The organism is Jejubacter calystegiae (genome assembly GCF_005671395.1).
Taxonomy (GTDB): Bacteria; Pseudomonadota; Gammaproteobacteria; order Enterobacterales; family Enterobacteriaceae; genus Jejubacter; species Jejubacter calystegiae.
Genome location: NZ_CP040428.1, coordinates 898,621 through 917,094, shown reverse-complemented (window position 1 = coordinate 917,094; position 18,474 = coordinate 898,621). Strand labels below are relative to the sequence as shown.

At 58.2% G+C, this 18,474-nt stretch carries 15 protein-coding genes; 7 read left to right on the top strand and 8 right to left on the bottom strand.

Annotated elements, in window-relative coordinates:
* Positions 1-64: 64 nt before the first annotated feature.
* The 3 genes from hmsP (at position 65) to FEM41_RS04295 (ending at position 5,200) form a co-directional block, all read left to right on the top strand.
* Complete coding sequence (gene hmsP, locus FEM41_RS04305) at positions 65-2,071, top strand: biofilm formation regulator HmsP (RefSeq protein WP_138094789.1); 2,007 nt, start codon at positions 65-67, stop codon at positions 2,069-2,071.
* 156 nt (positions 2,072-2,227) lie between these two features.
* On the top strand, positions 2,228-3,514 hold the full coding sequence (locus tag FEM41_RS04300; RefSeq protein WP_138094787.1) for a dicarboxylate/amino acid:cation symporter: 1,287 nt from the start codon (positions 2,228-2,230) through the stop codon (positions 3,512-3,514).
* Positions 3,515-3,715: 201 nt separating this feature from the next.
* Positions 3,716-5,200 (top strand): M16 family metallopeptidase, encoded by a 1,485-nt coding sequence (locus FEM41_RS04295; RefSeq protein WP_138094785.1) that lies wholly within the window; start codon positions 3,716-3,718, stop codon positions 5,198-5,200.
* A 39-nt stretch (positions 5,201-5,239) separates the two neighbouring features.
* On the opposite strand, the gene kdgK is transcribed toward FEM41_RS04295, so the two are convergent.
* Positions 5,240-6,172, bottom strand: coding sequence for a 2-dehydro-3-deoxygluconokinase (gene kdgK / locus FEM41_RS04290; RefSeq protein ID WP_138094783.1), 933 nt, complete (start codon positions 6,170-6,172; stop codon positions 5,240-5,242).
* 188 nt (positions 6,173-6,360) lie between these two features.
* On the opposite strand from kdgK, the gene FEM41_RS04285 reads away from it, so the two are divergent.
* Positions 6,361-8,394: an AsmA family protein gene (locus FEM41_RS04285; RefSeq protein ID WP_138094781.1), complete on the top strand. Its 2,034-nt coding sequence runs from the start codon at positions 6,361-6,363 to the stop codon at positions 8,392-8,394.
* A gap of 79 nt (positions 8,395-8,473) precedes the next feature.
* Here the strand turns inward: FEM41_RS04285 and FEM41_RS04280 are convergent, their stop codons facing one another.
* The 3 genes from FEM41_RS04280 to FEM41_RS04270 all read right to left on the bottom strand — a co-directional run bounded on the left by FEM41_RS04280 (position 8,474) and on the right by FEM41_RS04270 (position 12,056).
* Entirely contained in the window at positions 8,474-9,796 is a 1,323-nt protein-coding gene (locus tag FEM41_RS04280) for an MFS transporter (RefSeq protein WP_138094779.1), read from the bottom strand.
* A 262-nt stretch (positions 9,797-10,058) separates the two neighbouring features.
* Positions 10,059-11,096 (bottom strand): inner membrane protein YhjD, encoded by a 1,038-nt coding sequence (yhjD, locus tag FEM41_RS04275; RefSeq protein WP_138094777.1) that lies wholly within the window; start codon positions 11,094-11,096, stop codon positions 10,059-10,061.
* Between the two features lie 60 nt (positions 11,097-11,156).
* Positions 11,157-12,056: a LysR family transcriptional regulator gene (locus FEM41_RS04270; RefSeq protein WP_138094775.1), complete on the bottom strand. Its 900-nt coding sequence runs from the start codon at positions 12,054-12,056 to the stop codon at positions 11,157-11,159.
* Between the two features lie 117 nt (positions 12,057-12,173).
* Between FEM41_RS04270 and FEM41_RS04265 the strand changes: the two genes are divergently transcribed.
* The gene (locus FEM41_RS04265; RefSeq protein WP_138099106.1) at positions 12,174-12,932 is read left to right on the top strand and encodes an SDR family NAD(P)-dependent oxidoreductase; all 759 of its coding nucleotides are present in this window, start codon (positions 12,174-12,176) and stop codon (positions 12,930-12,932) included.
* Positions 12,933-12,955: 23 nt separating this feature from the next.
* Here the strand turns inward: FEM41_RS04265 and FEM41_RS04260 are convergent, their stop codons facing one another.
* On the bottom strand, positions 12,956-13,333 hold the full coding sequence (locus FEM41_RS04260) for a YgiW/YdeI family stress tolerance OB fold protein (RefSeq protein ID WP_138094773.1): 378 nt from the start codon (positions 13,331-13,333) through the stop codon (positions 12,956-12,958).
* A 56-nt stretch (positions 13,334-13,389) separates the two neighbouring features.
* Positions 13,390-13,563, bottom strand: a complete 174-nt coding sequence (locus tag FEM41_RS04255) for a DUF1127 domain-containing protein (RefSeq protein WP_138094771.1) — start codon at positions 13,561-13,563, stop codon at positions 13,390-13,392.
* A gap of 175 nt (positions 13,564-13,738) precedes the next feature.
* On the opposite strand from FEM41_RS04255, the gene FEM41_RS04250 reads away from it, so the two are divergent.
* The gene (locus tag FEM41_RS04250) at positions 13,739-15,166 is read left to right on the top strand and encodes an aminotransferase-like domain-containing protein (RefSeq protein WP_138094769.1); all 1,428 of its coding nucleotides are present in this window, start codon (positions 13,739-13,741) and stop codon (positions 15,164-15,166) included.
* Between the two features lie 2 nt (positions 15,167-15,168).
* On the opposite strand, the gene FEM41_RS04245 is transcribed toward FEM41_RS04250, so the two are convergent.
* Positions 15,169-16,230, bottom strand: coding sequence for an SMP-30/gluconolactonase/LRE family protein (locus FEM41_RS04245; protein ID WP_138094767.1), 1,062 nt, complete (start codon positions 16,228-16,230; stop codon positions 15,169-15,171).
* Positions 16,231-16,314: 84 nt separating this feature from the next.
* Entirely contained in the window at positions 16,315-16,776 is a 462-nt protein-coding gene (locus FEM41_RS04240) for a hypothetical protein (RefSeq protein WP_138094765.1), read from the bottom strand.
* A 268-nt stretch (positions 16,777-17,044) separates the two neighbouring features.
* Between FEM41_RS04240 and FEM41_RS04235 the strand changes: the two genes are divergently transcribed.
* Complete coding sequence (locus tag FEM41_RS04235; protein WP_138094763.1) at positions 17,045-18,439, top strand: MFS transporter; 1,395 nt, start codon at positions 17,045-17,047, stop codon at positions 18,437-18,439.
* Positions 18,440-18,474 lie beyond the last annotated feature (35 nt).

The following is an 18,474-nucleotide window of genomic DNA, read 5'->3' as shown; positions in this document are numbered from 1 at the left end:
ACGCCATGCGATGCAGTATACTCTGCCCGCATCAGGCGTGGAAAGTTGAGTGCGGAGAGTGGGTTTGCGAGTCAGGCGTTCGTTAACGATAAAACAGATGGCAATGGTGGCCGTAGTCGCCGTGGCCTTTATTTTTGTTTTTGCCGTGATTCAGCTTTTCCACTTCGTGCAGCAGAGCCGTTATACCACCGCGGCGCAGATGGAGAGTATCGCTCACTCGGTGCGTAATCCGCTCTCCTCCGCCATTCTGAGGGCGGATATTCCGCAGGCCGAAGAGATTCTTAAAGATATTCAGCCGGTTGGCGTTATCAGCCGCGCGGATGTGGTGTTGCCTAACCAGTTTCAGGCGCTGCGGGTGAGCTTCGCGCCGGAACGGTCCGTGCCGATGCTGATTTCGCGGCTGTTCGAGTTGCCAGTACAGATAAGCCTGCCGCTCTATTCTCTGGAACGGCCCGCGAACCCGCAACCGCTGGCCTATCTGGTGCTTCAGGCTGACTCCTGGCGCATGTACAAGTTTATTATCAGCACCCTCTCCACATTGATTACCACCTGGCTGCTGCTGGCGCTGGTACTGACGGTGGCGATTACCTGGTGCATTAACCGCCTGATTGTCCACCCCTTGCGTGATATTGCCCGTGAGCTGGATGGGCTGTCGCCAGGCGAAGCGGCGGAACATCAGTTGACGCTGTCGCGGCTGCACAACGACGATGAGATAGGCATGCTGGTGCGCAGTTATAACCGCAACCAGCAGCAGGTGCGTCGGGCCCAGGAAGAGATGAGCCAGCTTGCCACCCATATCCCCGTTACCGGCCTGCCCAATAAAGCGCTGTTACTGGCGCTACTGCGCGGTCAGGAAGAGCAGTCGATAGCGCCGCTGTTGATGATCTCCTGTGAAACATTGCAGGAAGCCGCCGAAGCCCTGAACGAGCAGCAGCGCGAGATTCTGCTGCTTTCGATGGTTGCCCGAATTCAGGCCGAACTGGGGCCTTCTATGGTGCTGGCCCAGATTAGCCACTTTGATTTCGCCATTCTGGCTAACGGCATCAGTGAATCCTGGCAGGCGGCTTCCCTGGCTAAGCGTCTGCTTACGGCGCTGAATGAGAAGCTGCCGGTGCAAAAGATACCGCTGTATCCGGCCGCCAGCATCGGGATTGCCATATGGGCGCCTGGCGTGAACGGCGAGCAGCACTATCAGCGGATGGTCTCGGCCGTCTATTCTGCCCGGCGTCTGGGTAAAAATCAGATTCAGTTCTTCGATCCTCAGCAGTTGGCCGTGGCCCAACAGCGGATGACCGAACAGCATGATATATTGCAAAGCCTGGAAAACGGCGAGTTTGCGCTGTGGCTTCAGCCCCAGGTGGATCTGGCCAGCGGAGAGGTGGTCAGCGCCGAAGCGCTGTTGCGTCAGCGCCAGCCGGATGGCGATTTTGCGCTGCCGGAAGGGCTGATTGAGCGTATCGAGCGCTGTGGGATGATGGCGCGGGTTGGCGACTGGATCCTTGAAGAGTCCTGCCGCCTGCTGGCGGAGTGGCAGAGCCAGGGCGTGACCCTGACGCTAAGCGTGAATGTCTCGGCGCTTCAGTTGCTTAATGATGACCTGCGCCATCGCTTTATGGCGCTGCTGACGCGCTGGCGCATTCATCCGGGCTCGCTGATTCTGGAAGTGACCGAAAGCCAGCGCATCGATAATCCGCAAAAAGTGCATGACATTCTGCGCCCGCTACGCTCCCTGGGGGTGCGCATTGCCATCGATGATTTCGGTATGGGGTACGCCAGCCTGCATCAGCTCCAGCAGATTAAGGGGCTGCCGGTGGATATTCTTAAGATCGACAAATCCTTTATCGACGCGCTGCCGGAAGACGACAGCATGGTGGCGGTGATCCTGTCGCTGGCGAAGCATTTGAATATGAAGGTGGTGGCGGAAGGGGTGGAAACCCCGGCCCAGCGCGACTGGCTGCGTCAGGCCGGCGCCGATATCGGGCAGGGCTTCCTGTTTGATAAGGCCCTGCCGCCGCACCGTTTTATGGCGCTTTACTGCGAACCCGCCCGGCAATTGCCGAAAAGCCCTTAACCAAAAGTCATAGACTGTAGCGTTTCAGCTCAAAAACCTAATCATTTTGTTCCAAATAAGATACATGGATGTATCTGAGGTGTTTCTCTGGTGTTATTTTAGCGACGCAGACCCAACGCGGGTTTCTGCTTTTTACCGCTGCAAGGACACCCCCTGATGAAAACCTCTCTGTTTAAAAGCCTTTATTTTCAGGTACTGACGGCGATCGCCATCGGTATTCTGCTGGGCCACTACTGGCCGGAGCTGGGCGCGCAGATGAAGCCGCTCGGCGACGGGTTCGTAAAACTGATAAAAATGGTTATCGCCCCGGTCATCTTCTGTACCGTTGTCACCGGTATTGCCGGAATGGAAAGTATGAAGGCCGTTGGCCGCACTGGTGCCGTGGCGCTGCTCTACTTTGAAGTCGTCAGTACCGTGGCGCTAATTATCGGTCTGATTATCGTGAACGTGGTGCAGCCAGGCGCTGGCATGAACGTTGACCCGGCTACACTGGATGCCAAAGCGGTGGCGATTTACGCCCAGCAGGCGGAACAACAGGGCGTGGTCGCCTTCCTGCTGGATGTGATTCCGGGCAGCGTGATTGGTGCCTTCGCCAGTGGCAATATCCTTCAGGTACTGCTGTTTGCCGTACTGTTTGGCTTTGCCCTGCATCGCCTGGGCGAGAAAGGACAGCTGATTTTTAACGTTATCGAAAGCTTCTCGAAGGTTATCTTCGGCATCATCAATATGATTATGCGCCTGGCGCCCATCGGCGCCTTCGGCGCCATGGCGTTCACCATCGGTAAATATGGGGTGGGAACGCTGCTGCAATTGGGGCAGTTGATCGTCTGCTTCTACATCACCTGTATTCTGTTTGTGGTACTGGTACTGGGTTCGATTGCCCGCGTCACCGGATTCAGCATCTTTAAATTTATCCGTTACATCAAAGAAGAGCTGCTGATTGTGCTGGGGACTTCCTCTTCCGAGTCGGCGCTGCCGCGTATGCTCGACAAGATGGAGAAGCTGGGCTGCCGTAAATCGGTGGTGGGGCTGGTGATTCCAACCGGGTATTCCTTTAACCTGGACGGCACCTCCATTTACCTGACCATGGCGGCGGTGTTTATCGCTCAGGCCACTAACAGCCATATGGATATCTTTCATCAGATTACGCTACTGGTGGTACTGCTGCTATCGTCGAAAGGGGCCGCTGGGGTGACCGGTAGCGGCTTTATCGTACTGGCGGCGACGATTTCGGCGGTAGGACACCTGCCGGTGGCCGGTCTGGCGCTGATCCTGGGTATCGATCGCTTTATGTCAGAAGCGCGTGCGCTGACCAATCTGGTCGGTAACGGCGTAGCCACCGTTGTGGTAGCGAAATGGGTAAAAGAGCTGGATGAAAAACAGCTCAAACAGACCCTGGATAATCCTAAAATCGCTGCCGCGAACACGGAAGCCTCCTCCTGACTCCTGTCAATTGCCCGCGGCTCCTTGCCCTTGCCGCGGGCTCCTGCGCATAATTCTGATATAGTCCATGTATTTTCACATTGTTGAGTGACGTTTACCGTTATTTGCGGTCCAAGAAAAAAACGTTACCGCTATGGCGGGCGTCTGTGCGCGACGCGCCGCCTTTTCATCTTTTTTCAGGAATCTCATTCAGGGGTAGACATGCAGGGCACAAAAGTGGGTCTTATCGCCGGGGGAACGCTACTGGCGGCGATTAGCGGTCAGGGACAGGCCGCCATGCTCCAGCCGGACCCGGCCTGGCAGCAGGGAAAGTTGGATAACGGTTTTCAGTGGCAGGTGCTCGCCACCCCTCAACGGCCAGGCGATCGGATAGAAGTTCGACTGCTGGTCAACACCGGCTCTCTTACCGAAAGTACGCAGCAGAGCGGTTACAGCCATCTCCTGCCGCGCCTGGCGCTGAGTCAGCAGACATCGCCCGAGAAAAGTACCTGGCAACAGGGGATGACCGGCCACCCCCAGCCGCCCGCGATCGTCTCTTATAATCTCACGCAGTTTAACCTGAGTCTGCCCAGCACCAGCGGTCGTGGCGACTCGCTGAAAGAGGCGCTGAGCTGGCTGGCGGAAACGGCGGGTGAGCTAACCATTACGCCGGAATCTATCGATAAAGCGCTACAGGTGCAGGATGGCATAGCGACCTGGCCTGAAGATACGCGCGATGGCTGGTGGCGCTATCGTCTGAAAGGCTCAACGCTGCTGGGGCACGATCCGGCAGCGCAGGTTGGGCAGCCGGTGGATGCTGAGCATTTGAAAGCCTGGTACCAGCAGTGGTACACCCCGGACGCCATGACGCTGATTGTGGTGGGTAACGTAGACAGCCGCAGCGTGTCGGAACAGGTCAACAAACTGTTCGGCTCTCTGAAAGGCAAGCGCGAAACCCCGACCCCGGTACCGACGCTATCGCCGCTTAAGCGTGATGCGGTGAGCATCATGAGCCCCAAGATTCAGCAAGACCGGCTGTCGATGATGTGGGATACCCCCTGGCAGCCGATTCGCTCTTCGGAAGGGTTGATGCGCTACTGGCGCAGTGAACTGGCCCGCGAGGCGCTGTTCTGGCACGTTCAGCAGAATCTTAACAAGAATAACGTTCGTGACGTTGAACTGGGTTTCGACTGCCGGGTGCTGTTCTTGCGTGGCCAGTGCGGTATCCATATCGACACCCCCAATGCCCGACTCGACGATAATCTGGGGCGGATTGCCCGCGATCTGGCCAATGTTCGCGATGGGGGACTCCCGGCGGCCGAGTTCGAAACGCTGATGGCCCAGAAAAAGCTGGAACTGGAAAAACTGTTCGCCACTTACGCCCGTACCAATACCGAAGTACTGGCCAATCAGCGCCTGCGTTCGCTACAGAATCAGGTGGTGGATCTCGCGCCGGAACAGTATCAGAAGCTGCGCCAGACGTTTCTGGACCAGCTGACGCCGGAAATGGTCAATATGGATTTGCGCCAGATTCTCTCTCAGGAGATGGCGCTGGTGTTGCAGCAGCCGGAAGGGGAGCCGGAGTTTAATATGAAGCAGCTTCAGGCGACCTGGGATAAAGGGATGAGTCCGACGGAAGGTGCGACAGGCCTGACTCCAGGCGCACATCCGCTGGGCGAGGTTTCGGATATTCCGGAACGGCAGTAATGTCGGTGCGCCGGAGCCAGGCCCCGGCGCGTAACCGTTTTACTGCGGCATCGCCTGCTTTGGAATAATGGCGCCGCGATACTGAATCACGGTGCTGGCCGTCAGGTGCCCGCGGGCCGCTGCATCTGCGGCATTGCCGCCACTCAGACGTACCGCAAGATAGCCACCGCCGAAGGAGTCCCCGGCCGCGGTGGTATCCACCACTTTCTCTTTCGGCAGTTTCACCGCCGGAATTTCCTGTAATGCTTCACCGGCAACCGCCACCAGGCAGCTTTCGGCGCCGCGCTTAATCACGACTTCCTGCACGCCAGCCGCCTGAGTACGGGCGATAACCTCTTCCACCGGGCGTTCACCCCACAGGGCGTCTTCATCATCCAGGGTCAGAAACGCGATATCGGTACAGGCAAGCATCTGCTGATAGACTTGCTGCGTCTCTTCCCTGCCGGACCACAGGCGCGGGCGATAGTTGTTATCGAAAATCACCTTACCGCCACGGTCGCGGCAGCGGCGCAGCAGTTCCAGCAGCATTTCACGACTGCGAGGGCTGAGGATGGCAAGGCTGATACCGCTAAGATAGAGGTAATCGAAGTCGGCGAGCTGTTCGATAATAGCCGGTGCCTGGTCGCTTTCCAGCCAGTAACGAGCGGCCGCCTCATTACGCCAGTACCAGAAGGTGCGTTCGCCGCTGTCATCGGTCTCGATGTAGTAGAGCCCCGGCAGGCGGTCGGACATGCGCTGTACCAGATCGATTTTAACGTTTTCCTGCTGCCAGGCGTCGAGCATCTGCTGACTGAAACTGTCCTGACCCAGCGCGGTAACGTAATGGACGCTGAGCGCGTTGGCATCCACCTGACGGGCGATATAGACTGCGGTATTAAGGGTGTCGCCACCAAAGCCGCGACTAACCAGAGCGCCCTTTTCCGACAGCTCGATCATGCATTCGCCGATAACGGCAATCTTCTGTGTAGACATAATAATGAAACCTGCATGTAAGACGACTGGCGCTAGTTTGGTCTGCCATACCAGTACAGTCAATCATTTTAAAACGCCGTTTTGATAAAACTTGCGCCAGAACGGGTTTTCGCGGGTAATTCGCTGGATGGCCGTGTCCCGGCGCCTCAACTATCTTTAAATCATGTCAGGGAACACAGGAACGGAATATGACAAGGTTGGGAAAAACAGGGCTGGGCTTGGTGGTGGCGATTGTGGTACTGGGCGTGGGCCTGGTGACCTTTATCGCGACCTTTGACTGGAACCGCCTGAAGCCGGTGATTAACGATAAAGTGTCCAGCGAGTTGCGACGCCCGTTTGCGATACGCGGCGATCTTAGCGTGGCCTGGGTTCGTCATCCGGAAGAGCCGGGCTGGCGGCGCTGGGTGCCATGGCCTCAGGTGACGGCTCAGGATGTGATGCTGGGGAATCCACCGAACATTCCCGATAAGACTATGGTACTACTGCCAAAGGTGGAAGCGACCCTTTCCCCGCCAGCTTTGCTGACGAAAACCGTCTGGCTGCCGTGGCTGCGTCTGGTACAGCCCGATGTGCGGCTGATTCGCCTGTCAGAGCAGCGCTATAACTGGCGCTTTGATCTGGAGGATGATAGCGCGAAAGATAAAAAGCCCCCCTCTGGCTGGTCGTTCCGGCTCGACAATATCCTGTTTGACCGTGGACGCATTGTCATCGACGACCAGGTGACTAAAGCGCAGATGACCGTGATGGTCGATCCGCTGGGTAAGCCGCTGGCGTTTAGCGAAGTGACCGGCAGCGGCAAGTCCGGCGCTGCGAAGGTGGGGGATTATGTTTTCGGGTTACGGATTAACGGACGCTATAAAGAGCAGGATATCACCGGTAGCGGCAAGATTGGCGGCATGCTGGCGCTGCGTAGCGAAGGGACGCCATTCCCGCTACAGGCCGATGTGCGCGCCGGTCAGAGCCGACTGGCGGTCAGCGGCACCATCAGCAACCCCATGGATTTTGGCGGGGCCTCTCTGCGGCTGCGCCTTTCCGGCGATTCGCTGGGGGATCTCTATGCCCTGACCGGCGTTCTGCTGCCCGATTCGCCGCCCTATGAAACCGACGGGCACCTGGTCGCGCGTCTGGGGGGTAAAGAGGGCAACCGCTTTGACTACCGGGACTTTAACGGGCGCATTGGCGCCAGCGATATTCACGGCTCCCTGACTTACCGCCAGAGCCAGCCGCGACCGAAGCTTGAAGGGGATCTGGTTTCGCGCCAGCTGCGGCTGGCAGATCTGGGGCCACTGATTGGCGTGGAGTCCGGCGGTGCGAAATCGGAGCCCGGGCAGACCGTGCAGCCATCAGATAAAGTGCTGCCGGTGAATCGCTTCGAAACCGATAAATGGCGGGTAATGGATGCCGATGTGCGCTTCAGAGGTCAGCGTATTGAGCACGGCAGTACCCTGCCGCTGCGCGACCTTAACGTGCAGTTGAATCTGCGCGATGGCGATCTGCGTCTGACGCCGCTGCGCTTTGGTATGGCGGGGGGCAATATCGATGCTGACATTCGCCTGCAGGGCAACCGGCAGCCGATGCAGGGAGAGGCCAGAATCAGGGCGCGGCGTTTGCAGCTCAAGCAGTTAATGCCGAACATTCAGGAGATGCAGAAAACCCTGGGCGAGCTGAATGGCGATGCCACATTGCGCGGCAGCGGTAACTCGGTGGCGGCGCTATTGGGCAGCAGTAACGGTAATCTTAAGCTGCTGATGAACGATGGCTTGATCAGCCGTAACCTGATGGAGATTCTGGGGCTGAATGTGGGGAACTACGTGGTAGGGCAAATCTTTGGCGATGACGAAGTGCGGGTGAACTGTGCCGCTGCGGGTTTGCAACTGACTAATGGACTGGTCAGGCCCGATATCTTCGCCTTCGATACCGAAAATGCGCTGGTCAATATCACCGGTAACGCGAATCTGGCCAGCGAGCGCCTCGATCTGACCATCACGCCGGAAAGTAAGGGAATTCGTATTATCACACTGCGATCGCCGCTCTACGTGCGTGGTACCTTTAAGTCACCGGATGCGGGAGTCAAACCGGGACCGCTGATCGTACGTGGTGCGGTAGCGGCGGCGCTGGCAACTCTGGTGACGCCCGCTGCGGCGCTGCTGGCGCTGGTTTCACCATCGCAAGGCGGTGCGGATAACCAGTGTCGTACTATTCTGTCGCAGTTGGGGAAATAGCTGTTCCTGAAAGGGTGTGCCAGCCAGTTCCCTCTCCCCTTTGGGGAGAGGGTTAGGGTGAGGGGATGGGATGGGGTGATCACAGCGTGTCGTGGCGGGTTTCCCGGGCGCACAGCAGCGCCACCAGGGTTATGGCCGCCATCACGGCCAGATAGACTCCCACCCAGAACAGCCCGTAGCTGGTTTGCAGCCAGGCGGCGATCCATGGGGCCACAGAGGCGCCCAGAATCGAGGCCACATTATATGAGAAGGAGGCCCCGGTATAGCGGACTTCGGTCGGGAACAGCTCTGGCAGTAGCGCGCCCATCGGGCCGAAAGTCAGGCCCATCAGGCTCAGCCCCATCAGCAGGAACAGCATCACTTCACCCTGATTACCGGAGCCCAGCAGCGGCTGGAACAGGAACAGCGCGAACAGCAGAATCAGGCTGGTAATCACAATCATGCAGCGGCGGCGGCCATAGCGGTCTGCCAGCAGTCCGGCAATGGGTACCATCACGCCGAAGCCGATCACTGCCATCATCAGCATCCACAGCACGTCATTACGCGGGAAACCTAGCCCGTTGGGCGCGGGTGCGGTACTGAACGACATGGAATAGACCGTAGTGATATAGAACAGCGTATAGGTCGCCAGCATGATAAAGGTGCCGAGCACGGTGGCCTTCAGGTGGCGGCTGAGCAGAGTGCCGAGCGGTATCTTAACCTGCTTACCCTCTTTGGCGACTTTAGCAAACACCGGCGTTTCATGAAGCGAAACCCGCACATACAGGCCAATCAGCACCAGCACCGCCGAGAAGATAAACGGAATACGCCAGCCCCAGCTCATGAACTGTTCGTCGCTCAGCAGCCAGGAGAGTAGCAGGAAGGTGCCGTTGGCAAAGAAGAAGCCGATAGGCGCACCAAGCTGCGGGAAAGAACCGTACAGCGCGCGTTTGTGTGCCGGGGCGTTTTCGGTTGCAAGCAATGCTGCGCCGCCCCATTCGCCGCCCAGCCCCAGCCCCTGGCCGAAGCGGGCCAGCGCCAGCAGCACCGGCGCCATAATCCCGATGGTTTCATAGCCTGGCAGCAGGCCAATCACCACGGTGGAAATGCCCATGGTCAGCAGCGAGGCGACCAGCGTGACTTTACGCCCCACCCGGTCACCGAAGTGGCCAAACAGCGCCGAGCCGACCGGCCGGGCGATGAAGGCGATGGCGAACGTCGCCAGCGACTGTAGCGTGGCAGCGGTGGCATCCCCCTGGGGAAAGAAAATATGGGGGAAGACGATGACCGCCGCGGTGGCGTAGATGTAAAAATCGAAGAATTCGATGGCGGTCCCGATAAGTGACGCGACCACCACTTTACTGCGTGAGTTAACGGGCGTTTGTTGTTCGGTATCGATAGCTGTGGCGATTGATGCTTGCATAAGTTTTTATGATTTTTAGACTGACGAAAGGCCATATTAGGCATAGCAAAAGTGACATTTCAACGCGGCGCCAAAGCCGCTCACGGGTAAAAAAGCGGCGAAAAGTGGATAATTTGTGCCCTGAGTAAGCTGGTTGCTGGTTGTTCTGAGTCTGGTGAAATATGCAGTGGATAAAACTGGTTTTCAGTTAAAAAAAAGTTAACGAATGGATTGTTGCTCTGGTGTCAGGTTCGCGCCGCATGGGGCGGCGCGAAAAGAGGGTCTATCTGGGGCGCTTGCCCGGCATCGGTTTATCGTCCTTAAACTGGGCGGTGGCGATCCAGGCGGCGCAGAACAGGATCAGACGCGCGAAAAAGTAGAAGAAGGCCATCAGCCCCAGCACCGAACCGAAGGCGGCGCCAGAAGGGGATTTTACCAGTGCTGGCAGGGTCCAGGTCATCACGATCTTAATCACCTCGAAGCCGACGGCGGCGATAAGCGTACCGCGAATCAGCGCTTTCTTGCGCGGGCGGTGGCGCGGCAGGCGCCAGAAGATCCAGAAGAACAGCAGATAATTAGCGAAAATCGAAATCGCCAGGCCGATCAACCGCCAGGCGGGCTTCAGCCAGGTCAGCTCGTCCAGATGTAGCAGGCTGATAATGAGCGCCTGTGCCGATCCCGCGATCGAGGTGATAGACAGAGTGACCACCAGCGCCACCAGCAGACCAATCAGCGCTACAAAGTCGCGCAGGTATTTAACCCAGAACTTCTCTTTGTCCTGAGGCGCGCGCTCCCAGACTTCCCGGGACTGGGCGCGAACCGCTTCCCGCAGATTGCCCATCCAGTTAATACCGGAGTAGAGCGCGATCAGCAGACCGACCAACCCGACCGTGGTGCGCTGCTGAACGGCGGTATTGATGGTGTTCTTTAGCGTCATCGCCAGGGTTGGATCGCTGACGTTGGCCAGAATTTTCGCAAAGATATCCTGTAGCAGGGTAGGATGCGACGCCAGCACATAACCTCCTGCGGCGAAGCTGACCATCAGAATCGGAATCAGCGATAAAAACGAAAAGTAGGTGATCGCCGCGCCAAACTGATTACCAAGCCGGTCATTAAAACGCTCGGCGGCGCGCAGCAAGTGCGCGATAAATGGGTTACGTTCGATACGCTTTACGGTATGGGTGACGCTTTCCAGCGCGTTTGCCGCTTTTCCCTCATTCTCATCGGCATTCTGGTTTTTTGGCGATTCCTGATCCAGTTTCACTACCGGATCGTAATCCAGATCCCGGGTTGGGCGCTTATGATTATCCTCGGTACTCATTGATTCCGTCGTCCTTTTTAACTTTATGCCTGTGATGTTAAGGAAATTATAGCTGCGACGCTAATCGACATACTCTTTCATTATCTCGCTGAGCCAGGCCATAAACAGATGCACCCGGCGCGACAGGTTGCGGCGGTGCGGCCAGATAAGGGAGACCGGCATGGGGCGGGCCCGGTACTGGGGCAGGATCTCCACCAGCTTTCCGCTGCGTAGCGCTTCACGCACGCCGACCCGCGGCGCCTGAATAATGCCTAATCCCGCAAGACAGGCGGCATGATAACTTTCGGTACTGTTTACCGTGACCACGCCGCCGGTTTTTATCCACTGGCTTTGGCCGTCGTGCCAGATCTCAAAGCCCTGGGGGCGAATGCCCATGGTGGGCACATAGTGAACCAGCGCGTGAGAGGCTAAATCTGCCGGACTTTCCGGCCAGCCGAAGCGCGTCAGATAGTCGGGGCTGGCGCAGTTCAGCACGGTAAGCTGTCCAAGCGACTTGGCGACCAGGCCGGAGTCGCTCAGCTCCCCGATGCGCACCACGCAGTCGAACCCCTCCTGAATCACATCCACCAGCCTGTCGCTGCTGCTTAGCTCCAGCTCAATGCCGGGGTGCTGCTGTAAAAAGGCGGGCAGCCGGGGGAGCACCATTTTCGTCGCCACCGGCACCGGCATATCAACCCGCAGGCGACCGCTGATACTGGCCGGATCGCGCTGGAACAGCGTATCCAGTTCGTCGAGGTTCGCCAGCAGATCCCGGGCCCGCTCATAGTAGACCATGCCATCCTGGGTGAGCTGCACCCGCCGGGTCGTGCGGTGAAGCAGCCGGGTGCCCAGTTCATCTTCCAGCGCCTGAATCTGGCGTGAAACGCTGCCCCTGGGCAGGCTCAGGCTTTCCGCCGCCCGGGAAAAACTGGCCAGTTCCGCTACTCTCACAAAGAGCTGCATTGCGTGTATTTTGTCCATACCAAAGTCTTATTGTTGTTGTAATTGAAACAGTGAAGCGTATTTAAACCTGTTTATTGTTTTACTAGCAGCTAATAAGCTTAATCTCAACATTAATAGCAGTGAATGAGGTGAATGATGACGCAGACTATCGCATTAGTGACCGGTGGAAGCCGGGGTTTGGGGCGAAATGCCGTGATGAAGCTGGCGCAGCGCGGCGTGGATACCATCTTCACATATCGCAGCCAGCGCCAGGAAGCGGAAGAAGTTGTCAGTATCGTTGCCGCCATGGGCCAGCAGGCGGTAGCGATACCGCTGGACGTGGCTGACTGTGGCGTATTTGCTGGGTTTGGCGACGAGGTGGCGAGACAGCTGCGTGAACGTTGGGCGCGTGAAAACTTCGACTATCTGGTGAATAATGCGGGGTTCGGAGAGGATGCCGATTACGCTGAAGCCAGCGAAGCGCTGTTTGACAGGATGCTGAACGTACACTTTAAGGGGCCATTTTTCCTGACTCAGCAACTGCTGCCGCTCATTAAGGACGGTGGCCGTATACTGAACGTCTCCAGTGGCTTGACCCGCTTTGTGCATAGCGGTAAGGCGACTTACGCCGCCATGAAAGGGGCGATGGAGGTATTGACCCGCTATCAGGCCCAGGAGTTGGGCAGCCGCGGTATTTCCGTCAATATTATTGCGCCAGGCGCGATTGCTACCGATTTTGGCGGCGGCGTAGTGCGTGACAATCCCCAGGTCAACCAGGCCATTTCTGCCATTACGGCACTGGGGCGCCCGGGTCTGCCGGACGATATCGGCGACGCTATCGCGGCGTTATTGAGCGATGACCTGGCCTGGATGAACGGCCAGCGCATCGAGGTATCGGGCGGGATGCATCTGTAATTCAGGGGGCTTTGCCCCTGCCATTACGGTTTTTCCAGATAGCTGACCCGTAGCCGGAAGGGTTCCTGTTTTTTATCCAGCGCGCCGGTCACAATTACCTGGTCCGTGGCGGCAATGGACGCGTCGCCCAACACCGTGCCGGGAATCACCGCGTTCAGGGTTCCGCTGTCGTCACGTAGCCGGTAGATATCTTCCCCCAGCTTTTGTTCCAGTACGCCCTGAATCTTCACCGAAGCGCCGTCCTCCATTTGCTTCGCTCGGGCGATGGTGGTTCTGTGGGCCTCCTGCTCAGCCGCCGCCTGCGGTGCGTTGTCGCTAAGCTGGTGGGGCGTCGGCGCGCCCGGGGCCGCTATGGACCAGAACAGCGCGACGGGCGCGGCAATCAGTATTCGCTTGTTCATTGCTCACTCCTGCCAGAGGGTCTGCCTGTAAGCCTGGCACAGGCGGGCGCCGTCTGCTAACGCCAGTGGCTAACATCCTCACGACTCAGTCCCAGGTCGCGCAATTGTTCGTCATTCATGGCGGACAGTATCCGACGTGTACGACGCAGCTCCCACCAGCGCTTCAGCCAGCGCGCCACCAGAACAAAGCCGATAAAGGGGTTAGAGTGTCTGTTTTCGTGGAATTCCATACGCGCCTCCTCATCTGAATGAGCCACCAGTTTGCGCGTCGTAGCTGAAACCATACAGATTCAGAAATTACTTTTATTTAACATACAGAAGCGGTAAAAATGTGAACTGTACCGTTTTCAAACGGGCAATCTGTACCGATCGCGGGCGTATTGGGGATTTATCAGGGGATACAGAATGACGCGCTATGAACATCTGGCCCGGCTGCTGGCCGAACGTATTGAGCAGGGGCTTTATCAAAGCGGCGAGCGGCTGCCGTCGGTGCGTAGCCTCAGTAGCGAGCACGGCGTCAGTATCAGCACCGTCCAGCAGGCGTACAATCATCTGGAGGATCGCGGTCTTATCCAGCCCCGGCCGCGCTCCGGCTATTTTGTGGCGCCGCGGCGCGCGCAGCCGCCATTGCCGCGCCTGACCCAACCGGTACAGCGTCCGGTGGAAGTCACCCACTGGGATGCGATTCGCGAACTGCTCGACGCCCGTCATTCACCTGAGATGATCGCCCTTGGGGGCGGCACGCCGGATCTGACTCAGCCCACCATTCGCCCGCTGTGGCGCGAAATGCAGCGCATCATCCAGCATGAAGAAACATGCCTGTCCGGTTACGACGATATGGCCGGCACCCTGGCGTTGCGTCAGCAGGTGGCCCGCCTGATGCTGGATGGCGGCAGCGCGCTCACTACGGATGACATCGTGATTACGAGCGGCTGCCAGGAGGCGATATCCGTGGCTGTGCGGGCTATCTGTCAGCCTGGCGATGTGGTGGCGGTGGAGTCGCCGTCGTTTCACGGTACCATGCAGATCCTGCGTGGGTACGGCGTTAAGGTGCTGGAGGTCCCCACGGATTCTCAGTCCGGCATTAGCCTGGAAGCGCTGGAGATGGCGCTGGAGCAGTGGCCGGTAAAGGCGGTGATTCTGGTTGCCAGTTGTAATAATCCCCAGGGCTTTATTATGCCGCCAGCGCGTAAGCAGGCGCTGCTAAGCCTGGCGCGTCGCTTTGATATCGCGATTATCGAAGACGATGTTTACGGTGAACTGGCTTTCAGCTATCCGCGGCCGGAAACTATCAAGTCGCTGGATCATGAAGGGCGCGTGGTGCTGTGCAGTTCGTTTTCCAAGACCCTGGCGCCAGGCCTGCGGGTCGGGTGGATAGTGCCGGGCCGCTGGCGGGACAGAGTGCTGCACATGAAGTATATCGGCACCGGCAGCACCGCGGTGGTGACCCAACTGGCGGTGGCTGCGTTTATCCGCAACGGACACTATCATCGCCACCTGCGGCGCCTGCGCCAGCACTATCAGCGCAACTATGAGGATTTTCGCTGTCGTATTCGTAGCGACTTCCCTTGCGGCGTCTGCGTCAGCCGCCCGCAGGGTGGTTTTCTGATGTGGCTGGAGTTGCCGGAAAGCCTGGATAGCGTCTGCATCAGCCGCGAGCTGCGGGCGCAGCAGGTGCAAATCGCGCCGGGGACCATCTTTTCGGCCTCCGGCAAGTACCGCAACTGCCTGCGCCTAAACTACGCCAGCGCCTTTAATGAGCAGACCGCTCGTGCGCTGCGCCTGATTGGCAACGTTATTGCGCATCACCTGGCGGCGCAGGCTGGCGCTTAATCTTACCGGTTTGGCTGCGCGGGGGCGATGGCGACCCCGTTATTGCGAAAACCGCTCAGCCAGTAGTGATTGCCGGTCTGGATAATGCCTGTGCTGGCTCTGATGCCCTTAAAGTGCGTGGCGGGGATCAGGGTGGCGGGTTTCATGGTTTTAGGATCGACCCGGGCGGCCTCCTGGCTGATGTCGTTACAGCTTTCTTTGCGGCCCACTACGCAGTCCAGCAGGGAGTTGCCAGAGGCTGACTGCCCGCCAGCGTATAGCTGCTTGCCGTCCGGCGACCAGCTCAGATTATCGGGATGAAAATCGAGAGGGATCTTCAGGATCTGCGGCTGGCTGCCGCCATTGGTAATGCGGGCGATGTACTGGCCTGCCCAGGCGGCCACCCAGACATTTTTTTCATCCGCAGAGGTGACAATGCCGCTGGGACCGGAAAGCTGTTCCGTGCCCGGCATCTTGTTCAGCCCCTTTTGCGGGCTCCAGGTATAGAGCGCGCCGGAAGGCTGCCCCGCTTCCAGCTTGCGGGTGCGCCAGGGGTCATCGTCATTCCAGGGGCTGCTGATAATCAGGCGATTATCGCTCAGTCCGGCCACCGAACTGAAACGGACGCTTTCCGGGCTGATGACGCAGCCTTGCCAGCTCAGGGTCGGGCGGCCATTTTTATCGGGCGAAACAGAAAAGGCTTCAACGGATTCACGCTCGCCGTGGTTAACGATATACAGCCGGTTATCCTCACGGTAGTAGTCCATGCGTTCGGGAGAGAGGGTGGCAAAATTGGGGGCGCCGGGACAGTGGGGAAAGGCTTTTGGATCAGGCTTCACGGCGATATGTTCTGGATCGATACGCTGTGGTTTGCCATTGGCAATGCTGAACAGCCAGAGGCCACCGGTTTTTTCGCCGTCAGACAGGCTGCTGCCGATAATCCAGTCGCCGTTAAGCTGCACCAGATCTTCGATATTGCTCACCTGCTGAATCACCCTGGCCTGTTTAATATCCGGCGGTGCGGCGGCAAACGCGCCGGTGGCGATGAGCGCCGTCGCCAGCGTTATCGCCTTATGGTTGTACATACTGCCTCCTCCCCCTAATTTTGCGCCTTCTATTAGGATAGGGAGAGCGAGGCGCGGGCGCCACCCCGTAAAGACCAGGTTTTTTCAGGCCCGGGCCTGGCGATACTCGCGCCAGCAGGCATAACCGCACGCCAGCGTGGTTAACAGTACCGTCAGGACATGAACCGACCAAAGCCGTACCGCCAGGCGGAATAGCAGATCGCTGAGGGTCTCAGACCAGGGCGGCGCCAGACCAAAGCGAGTGATGACGATACCCGCGATGATTGCCAGCGCAAACTGGCACAGTAGCCAGGCGACGGGGGGCAGTACCAGCCAGGGCCACAGCGCGCTCTGCCCCCGGTGCGCCAACGCCATAAAGCATAACAGCGGCATCAGCGCTGGCAGAGCCGTGACCAGCCAGCCGATCGCCATCTGCGATACCGGAATACCGTACTGATGCATAAGCTGCACCGACAGTACCAGATCGGCAGGTAACGTTCGGTACAGCAATATAAAGCAGAGTCCGCCCCAGATCGGGGCAACAGAGGTTTGGCGCGCTATCGGCATGCGTGTTCCTTCGCGATCGTGATTGCCTGAAATTAGCATAAGCGACCAGAACGGGAGCGGGAAGATTCGCAGGACATTCCCGTTTTTTCGTAGCGGGTTGTCATCGCAGCGTCATATTGTGATCTTAACCTCATTTTTTATATTAATCATTTGTCAGTTCTACGCGGGTAGATAATGCTAAACGCCATAAAAACAGAAAGTCTACGCGAGTAGATATTGCATTTGTACAATTCGTCATTCCTGTTAGACAACACCAGGGAGCTTCGCTATGAGTATTGATACCACCGGCGTATCTTCTGCCGATGCGCCGCATGCGGCGCAGGAGCGGTTGGCCACGGAAGAAGGGCGGCGAGATTTTCGGCGCGCGACCTTCTCCTGCTGGTTAGGCACCACCATGGAATACGCGGACTTCGCGCTCTATGGCCTGGCCGCTGGCATCATTTTTGGCGATGTCTTCTTTCCGGAGGCAACGCCAGTAATGGCGTTGCTCTCCAGTTTTGCCGCCTGGTCGGTGGGCTTTATCGCCCGCCCCATCGGCGCACTGTTATTCGGCTGGATAGGCGACCGCCATGGTCGCAAGGTAGTGATGGTGGCGACCATTGCGCTGATGGGGCTATCCACCACCCTTATTGGCCTGATTCCCGGTTACAACTCAATCGGCGTCTGGGCGCCCGTCTGTCTGGTTATTCTACGTTTTTCTCAGGGGCTTGGCGCTGGCGCCGAGCTTTCTGGTGGCACGGTGATGCTGGGCGAATACGCGCCGGTTAAACGGCGCGGCCTGGTCTCTTCCATTATCGCGTTGGGCTCCAACAGCGGCACGTTGCTGGCCTCGTTAGTGTGGCTGTTGGTGCTTCAGCTCGATAAAGAGAGCCTGATGAGCTGGGGCTGGCGTATTCCTTTTCTGGGCAGCATGCTGATTGCGGTGGCCGCGCTGATTATTCGCCGCCATATTCGCGAAACGCCGGTATTTGAACGGCAGAAGGCGCTACTGGAAGCCGAACGTCAGGAAGCCATGGCGCGCGGTCTGGCGCAGCAAAGTCAGGATACGCGCAGCTTCTGGCGCCGTACCCGGGCTTTCTGGACCATGGTGGGCCTGCGCATTGGCGAAAACGGCCCTTCTTATCTGGCTCAGGGCTTTATTATTGGCTATGTGGCGAAGGTGCTGGCGGTGGATAAATCCGTGCCCACCACGGCGGTGTTTATCGCTTCGCTGCTGGGCTTTGCGATTATTCCTCTGGCGGGTTGGCTTTCCGACCGCTTCGGGCGACGCATTACCTATCGCTGGTTCTGCCTGCTGCTGATCCTCTACGCCTTCCCGGCCTTTATGATGCTGGATTCCCGTGAACCCTGGGTGGTGATTTCAACGATTGTGGTGGGCATGGGGCTGGCGTCGCTTGGGATCTTCGGCGTACAGGCGGCCTGGGGGGTTGAGCTGTTCGGCGTCACTAACCGTTACACCAAAATGGCCTTTGCCAAAGAGCTGGGCTCCATTCTTTCCGGTGGTACCGCACCGCTGGTGGCCGCCGCGCTGCTCTCATGGGCGGGACACTGGTGGCCGATCGCGACCTATTTTGCCCTGATGGCGGCAATCGGGTTTGTGACGACCTTCTTTGCGCCGGAAACCCGGGGGCGTGACCTGAATCTGCCGGAAGATGCGATTTAAAACCCCCTGTCCGATAAAGGGATTTTTGCGGCGCA

Excerpts from the sequence above, each read along its gene's own strand:
- FEM41_RS04300 (WP_138094787.1), top strand. The coding sequence starts at position 2,228 with ATGAAAACCTCTCTGTTTAAAAGCCTTTATTTTCAGGTACTGACGGCG.
- FEM41_RS04295 (WP_138094785.1), top strand. The coding sequence starts at position 3,716 with ATGCAGGGCACAAAAGTGGGTCTTATCGCCGGGGGAACGCTACTGGCG.
- kdgK (WP_138094783.1), bottom strand. The coding sequence starts at position 6,172 with ATGTCTACACAGAAGATTGCCGTTATCGGCGAATGCATGATCGAGCTG.
- FEM41_RS04285 (WP_138094781.1), top strand. The coding sequence starts at position 6,361 with ATGACAAGGTTGGGAAAAACAGGGCTGGGCTTGGTGGTGGCGATTGTG.
- FEM41_RS04280 (WP_138094779.1), bottom strand. The coding sequence starts at position 9,796 with ATGCAAGCATCAATCGCCACAGCTATCGATACCGAACAACAAACGCCC.
- yhjD (WP_138094777.1), bottom strand. The coding sequence starts at position 11,096 with ATGAGTACCGAGGATAATCATAAGCGCCCAACCCGGGATCTGGATTAC.
- FEM41_RS04270 (WP_138094775.1), bottom strand. The coding sequence starts at position 12,056 with ATGGACAAAATACACGCAATGCAGCTCTTTGTGAGAGTAGCGGAACTG.
- FEM41_RS04265 (WP_138099106.1), top strand. The coding sequence starts at position 12,174 with ATGACGCAGACTATCGCATTAGTGACCGGTGGAAGCCGGGGTTTGGGG.
- FEM41_RS04260 (WP_138094773.1), bottom strand. The coding sequence starts at position 13,333 with ATGAACAAGCGAATACTGATTGCCGCGCCCGTCGCGCTGTTCTGGTCC.
- FEM41_RS04255 (WP_138094771.1), bottom strand. The coding sequence starts at position 13,563 with ATGGAATTCCACGAAAACAGACACTCTAACCCCTTTATCGGCTTTGTT.
- FEM41_RS04250 (WP_138094769.1), top strand. The coding sequence starts at position 13,739 with ATGACGCGCTATGAACATCTGGCCCGGCTGCTGGCCGAACGTATTGAG.
- FEM41_RS04245 (WP_138094767.1), bottom strand. The coding sequence starts at position 16,230 with ATGTACAACCATAAGGCGATAACGCTGGCGACGGCGCTCATCGCCACC.
- FEM41_RS04240 (WP_138094765.1), bottom strand. The coding sequence starts at position 16,776 with ATGCCGATAGCGCGCCAAACCTCTGTTGCCCCGATCTGGGGCGGACTC.
- FEM41_RS04235 (WP_138094763.1), top strand. The coding sequence starts at position 17,045 with ATGAGTATTGATACCACCGGCGTATCTTCTGCCGATGCGCCGCATGCG.